The 4,815-nt window shown below is 50.0% G+C and carries 7 protein-coding genes; all 7 read left to right on the top strand.

Annotated features, from left to right (window positions below; all coding sequences use genetic code 11):
* Positions 1 to 804 (top strand): MinD/ParA family protein (locus HOK28_24045; GenBank protein MBT6436182.1); only part of this gene is annotated, 804 nt, incomplete at its 5' end.
* Positions 804 to 1,556, top strand: a complete 753-nt coding sequence (fliA, locus tag HOK28_24040) for an RNA polymerase sigma factor FliA (protein MBT6436181.1) — start codon at positions 804 to 806, stop codon at positions 1,554 to 1,556. The genes HOK28_24045 and fliA, both read left to right, overlap by 1 nt.
* On the top strand, positions 1,549 to 2,271 hold the full coding sequence (flgF, locus tag HOK28_24035; protein ID MBT6436180.1) for a flagellar basal-body rod protein FlgF: 723 nt from the start codon (positions 1,549 to 1,551) through the stop codon (positions 2,269 to 2,271). Before fliA ends, flgF begins: the two co-directional genes overlap by 8 nt.
* A gap of 17 nt (positions 2,272 to 2,288) precedes the next feature.
* On the top strand, positions 2,289 to 3,074 hold the full coding sequence (gene flgG / locus HOK28_24030; protein ID MBT6436179.1) for a flagellar basal-body rod protein FlgG: 786 nt from the start codon (positions 2,289 to 2,291) through the stop codon (positions 3,072 to 3,074).
* A gap of 36 nt (positions 3,075 to 3,110) precedes the next feature.
* Positions 3,111 to 3,851, top strand: a complete 741-nt coding sequence (locus tag HOK28_24025; protein ID MBT6436178.1) for a hypothetical protein — start codon at positions 3,111 to 3,113, stop codon at positions 3,849 to 3,851.
* A complete protein-coding gene (locus tag HOK28_24020; GenBank protein MBT6436177.1) occupies positions 3,848 to 4,549 on the top strand; it encodes a flagellar basal body L-ring protein FlgH in 702 nt (233 codons plus the stop codon). The genes HOK28_24025 and HOK28_24020 overlap by 4 nt, the downstream gene beginning before the upstream one ends.
* Positions 4,550 to 4,590: 41 nt before the next feature.
* The coding region (flgI, locus tag HOK28_24015) for a flagellar basal body P-ring protein FlgI (GenBank protein MBT6436176.1) at positions 4,591 to 4,815 on the top strand (225 nt) is incomplete at its 3' end.

The raw sequence follows: 4,815 nt of genomic DNA, 5'->3' as shown, positions 1-4,815 counted from the left end.
CGTGTCTTGGGAGTTGCCAGTGGCAAAGGCGGGGTTGGGAAAACCAATATTGTATCGAACTTGGCAATAGCTTTTTCGCGGGCCGGTAAACGTGTTTTAGCGATGGACGGTGATTTAGGTTTGGCTAACCTGGACATTGCTTTTGGCCTCACGCCAGACATGACCTTACTCGACCTCTTTGATGGTACGGGTACCATTGAGGAAGTCATCTGTGATGGACCTGAAGGCGTGAAGCTCTTGCCTGGTTGCAGCGGTCGTTACGACGTTGCGAACCTCAATGAGCAAGAGCGTTTTTCTCTTTTTGCTGCCATCGATAGTCTCGAGGATGATTTTGATATTTTGATGGTCGACACAGGCGCCGGGCTCAACTCAAATGCGGTTGCATTTGCTGCAGCTGCTCAGACCGTGATTCTTGTCGCGGATCCGGACCCAACAAGTTTGGCGGATGCCTATGCCTTCGTGAAGGTGATGGCCACGCGATGTGGGATCAAGAAAGTGGATCTCATCGCAAACCGAGTCGCCAATGCGAAAGAGGGCGAAGACGTTTATCGTAAGCTCTCTGTTTTAGTAAATCGATTTCTCCAGGTGGGTATTAACTACCTGGGGTATATTAATACGGATGCCGCGATATCGCGTGCTACCCGTGGCGGTGTACCGGTTCTCCTTGGAGAGCCCAATGCACTTGCCAGCCAAAGAATAAATAGTATTGCGCATAAGATACTTGCGCAGCCGTATGAGGCACCAGAGACGGGTGGAATACGTCTTTTTTGGAAGCGTTTGGTTGGATGGAAGGAGGTGTCGTAATGGCTTCGGTTCTTAGGAGTTATGACGGCGAGCGGGAAGGGAAGTTACGCCCAATTGAGGAATACTTGCCCTTTGTGAAGAGAGTTGCACAACGACTCGCCAGAAGGTTGCCCTCGCATATTGCGTTGGAAGACCTCATCAGTGCGGGTGTTGTGGGTTTGCTTGAGGCGATGAGCCGTTACGATTCGAGTCGGGTAACCGATTTCGAGAAGTTTGCGGAGTTCAGAGTCAAGGGCGCTATTTTGGATGACTTGCGAAGACGAGATTTAATGGCTCGCGATGCAAGACTTGAGTCAAAGAACATCGAGAGCGCTGTTCAGGAACTCACCAAAGAGTTAAGCCGTGAGCCGGAAGAAGAAGAGTTAGCCTCAAGGCTAGATCTGAGTGTTCCGGATTTGCGAAAGAAGTTGGAGAAGCTAACACCTGTTCGGGTTGTGAGCTTCACGGATGTTTACCCTATGAACACCCCAACGGAGGACGATAGTCCTTTCGAGGAGTATGCCAAAAAGCAAAAGCTGGAACAGCTTGCTGGAGCAATTGGTAAATTGGGTGAACGGCATCAACAGGTGTTGCAGCTTTACTATCAAGAGGACCTGACTTTAAAGGATATCGGCTACGTACTGAGTGTTACGGAAAGCCGCGTCTGTCAGATTCTTAGTGAAGCAACGTTACGCCTGCGTGCGATTCTAAACCCAGAAGGTGCTAAATCTGACAAGAAGAAGCGCCGTGCACGGGGAGGCTATAATGCCTAACGGTATATATTCAGCAATGACCGGTGCACTGGCTCAAGAAGAGCATTTGGACATCCTAGCCAACAATTTAGCCAATGGTAGCACCAATGGCTTTAAGGGTGTGCAGGCAACATTCAAAGAACTCATGGATGAGGCACGTGATGGTACAAACAACGAAACACAGCGACATGTTGTTTTGGATTCTACCTTTACGGACTTCAGCCAGGGGCCTTTGCAGCACACACACAATAAAATGGATGTGGCGATTCAAGGTGAAGGGTTCTTCGTGGTGGATACACCTGAAGGCCCTGGCTACACCCGCAATGGGTCATTCATGCTCAATGACAAGCGCCAGCTCACAACGGTGTCTGGCGAAGTTCTTCAAGGCACGAGTGGACCTATTGAAGTTCCTGAAGGGGCGGTCATCAATATTAACCAAAGTGGCGCGGTTACCTCCGGACCTCTGGAGATTGGCAAAATCCGCGTTGTTAAATTTGATGATCCGCAATCCCTCAACCGAATTGGTCACAACCTATACGGTGCACCTGAGGGACTGGATGCGGTGGATGTTGAGCAGGTATCTGTTCAAACGGGAGCTATTGAGCGTTCCAATGTGAATATGATTCGGGAAATGACATCGCTTATCAAGGTGTCTCGTTTTTATGAGTCATTCAATAAGGCAATACAGACTTATCGAACAGTTGATTCAACAACTGCTCGCGAATTGGGACGATAGTAGAGGAGGAGTTAGGGATGTTTAGAGCATTAAGTAGTGCAGCAACGGGTATGAACGCGCAGGAACTGCGTGTGAGTATGATTTCGAACAACTTGGCGAACGTAAGTTCTGCCGGTTACAAAAAGAGTCGGGCAGAGTTTCAAGATCTCTTGTACGACAAGATTCGAGCACCAGGCGCTAAGACCAGCGATCAGACCAGTGCCCCGATTGGCATTGAAGTGGGTCAGGGTGTGAAGGTCGCGGGTACGCTGCGTGATTTTTCTCTTGGTGAATTTCGCCAAACATCGAATGCGTTGGATTTGGCCATTGAAGGCAATGGGTTCTTTCAAATCCAGCTACCTAACGGAGAAACCGCTTATACCCGGGATGGTTCATTTAAGCTTGATTCTCAAGGCAGCCTAGTAACGCGAGATGGCTATTCAGTAGAGCCTTCGATGACAATGCCGGCTCAGGCGAAGCACTGGACCATTTCTAAAACGGGTGTAGTTTCAGCTGTACAGGCCGGCTCTCATGACTCGGTCGAGGTAGGACAGCTTCAAATCGCAAACTTCGTAAACCCAGCAGGGCTTGATGCCATGGGCGGCGGTGTATTCGCGCGAACCGAAGCTGCAGGTGATCCGGTAGTGGGCATCCCTGGCATGAATGGTGCAGGGTTTGTAATGTCGGGATTTCAAGAGATGTCCAACGTAAAGGTCATCGAAGAAATGGTCGACATGATTCAGGCGCAACGGGCGTACGAGAGTAACTCACGGGTTATTAAGACGGCCGATGAGATGCTGCGTACAACAGCCAGTCTGAAGTAACTGTTTACTGTTTGGGTGTGTTTTGTGAGGTGGTGAATGTTCGGACGTCGGTTAAAATGGCTTGTGCCAGTTTTGGTTTTTCTTCTGTCAAATTCAGTGTTTGCAGCGAAAAAGCCCCGTGGAGTGACGGTCAACACAGACCGTGTTCTGCTGGGTGATGTCGTTCGAAATGCACCTCGTGATATCGCAGGTCTCGATTTGGGACCTGCACCCAAGCCGGGCAAAAACAAGTTTATCAGCGGCAAACACGTTCGAACACGTCTCAAGCAGGCCATGGTTAACGCCAAGGGACTGCGGATTCCTGGCAAAGTTCGAGTTCATCGCGCCTCTCAAAACGTCAATGAATTGACGCTTCGCAAGCATGTAGAGCGTGCACTGCAGGCTCAGTTACCTGAAGGGCTGGGTTACGAGGATTTGGTGATGCGTGGCGGTATGGTTATGCCGCGTGGAAGGTTACGCGTAGAGCTAGAAATGCCTCGAAGGGTCCATGTGGGTCTTAATAACTTCAAGGCTCATGTTTATGCCGGTAAATCGAAAAGCAAGACGACATTTGTTCGGGTCAATTTGCGCAGAGACACAGCGATGAAACGCGAAGTGATTGAGCGAGGCGATACCATTTGGATCAAGGTGAAGACCGGGTCAGTGGTTGTGAGCACTCGGGGCACCGCCCAGCAGGCTGGCCGAACCGGGCAAAGAATCGCAGTGATGCCTCGGCAAGGTCGAAAAATGGTTTATGGCATGGTGACAGACGCGGGTGTGGTGGAGATGGATTTATGAGAAATTCAATTTTGGAAAAAACGATTGTGATTCTAGGACTCTTAGGGCTTGTGGGTTGTGCAACTACACATATTAAGCCTTACGAACGTAAAACTCGTGATTACGATATGGACGACTATGCGTCTCCTACGGCAGGCCGAACGACGGGTTCACTCTGGAGCGATGCATCTGCTAGCATGTTTGAGGACCTGCGAGCGCGCCGTATTGGCGACATTATTACGGTTAGAATCGCCGAGGCAGCCAACGCTACAAGAGATGCTTCAACATCAACGGCTCGCGATACTGCTCAGACTTATGGAGTGACCTCTTTTTTCGGGGCGTTGGGTAAAATTGCCGCAGCACACCCCGACTTAAATCCTGAGGATTTGTTTAGCGCGACTGGGTCATCCAGCTTTGACGGCAGTGGGTCGACAGCGCGTTCAGGAAAACTGAATGCAACACTTCCTACGCGTATCAAAAAGACACTGCCGAACGGTGACTTCTATATAGAGGGCTCTAAAGTGGTCTTGATTAACGAAGAAGAAAGTATTTTGTATCTAAGCGGGGTTATCCGCCCCATTGATATCGAACCTGATAATTCAATCAGCTCGATTCAAGTAGCGGATGTTGAACTCGAGTATACCGGTCGAGGGGTCATTGCCGACAAGCAGAGCCCGGGATGGTTTACCAGGGTCATGGACTGGGTCTGGCCATTCTAAGAAGCGTTTCCAATTCGATTCTACGTGCGGGTGAGGGTGTCATGGGTGTTTTAAAAGTTAAAAATGGTCTGATGGTGGCTTTGTTGGTCTTGGTGGGCTCACAAAGTGCCCAGGCCGAACGTTTGAAAGAACTGGCGGATCTTGAGGGTGCGAGAGCTAACCAGTTGATTGGTTATGGTTTGGTCGTAGGCTTGGCGGGAACAGGCGACGATGCATCGGCACCCTTTAGTGCTGAATCTGTGGTGACCATGCTCGAGCGATTGGGT

This window comes from Deltaproteobacteria bacterium (assembly GCA_018668695.1).
Classification (GTDB): Bacteria; Myxococcota; XYA12-FULL-58-9; order XYA12-FULL-58-9; family JABJBS01; genus JABJBS01.
Note: the sequence above shows the minus strand (reverse complement) of the source record. Positions and strands in the feature narration are given on the sequence as shown.

Excerpts from the sequence above, each read along its gene's own strand:
- fliA (MBT6436181.1), top strand. The coding sequence starts at position 804 with ATGGCTTCGGTTCTTAGGAGTTATGACGGCGAGCGGGAAGGGAAGTTA.
- HOK28_24025 (MBT6436178.1), top strand. The coding sequence starts at position 3,111 with ATGTTCGGACGTCGGTTAAAATGGCTTGTGCCAGTTTTGGTTTTTCTT.
- HOK28_24020 (MBT6436177.1), top strand. The coding sequence starts at position 3,848 with ATGAGAAATTCAATTTTGGAAAAAACGATTGTGATTCTAGGACTCTTA.
- flgF (MBT6436180.1), top strand. The coding sequence starts at position 1,549 with ATGCCTAACGGTATATATTCAGCAATGACCGGTGCACTGGCTCAAGAA.
- flgG (MBT6436179.1), top strand. The coding sequence starts at position 2,289 with ATGTTTAGAGCATTAAGTAGTGCAGCAACGGGTATGAACGCGCAGGAA.